This is a genomic window from Vibrio sp. 10N.222.49.C9, from assembly GCF_041474985.1.
Taxonomy (GTDB): Bacteria; Pseudomonadota; Gammaproteobacteria; order Enterobacterales; family Vibrionaceae; genus Vibrio; species Vibrio crassostreae_C.
This window is the reverse complement of record NZ_JBFRVD010001128.1, coordinates 1-280: the sequence shown is the minus strand read 5'-3', so window position 1 is coordinate 280 and position 280 is coordinate 1. Positions and strand designations below refer to the sequence as shown.

Annotated in this window: 1 protein-coding gene; it reads left to right on the top strand. The window is 48.2% G+C overall.

Going from position 1 to position 280, the window contains the following annotated elements; genetic code table 11:
* On the top strand, positions 1 to 280 hold a 280-nt coding region (locus AB4585_RS27200; RefSeq protein WP_372171858.1), incomplete at both ends, for an MATE family efflux transporter.

Genomic DNA, 280 nt, shown 5'->3' with positions numbered 1-280 from the left:
CATGGGTGTCGTTGACACCATCATGGCCGGCGGCGTGAGTGCTACGGATATGGCTGCAGTTGCGATCGCCTCAAGCATTTGGCTACCTTCTATTTTATTTGGTATCGGCATCTTGATGGCACTCATCCCTATCGTGGCACAGCTTAACGGTAGAGGACATCAACACAAGATTGCTAACGAGATTCAGCAAGGTGCTAGCCTAGCAGTATTAATTGCCTTCCCTATTGCATTCGTCTTACTGCAAACCAGTAATATCTTGGGGTTGATGGATGTCGATGTG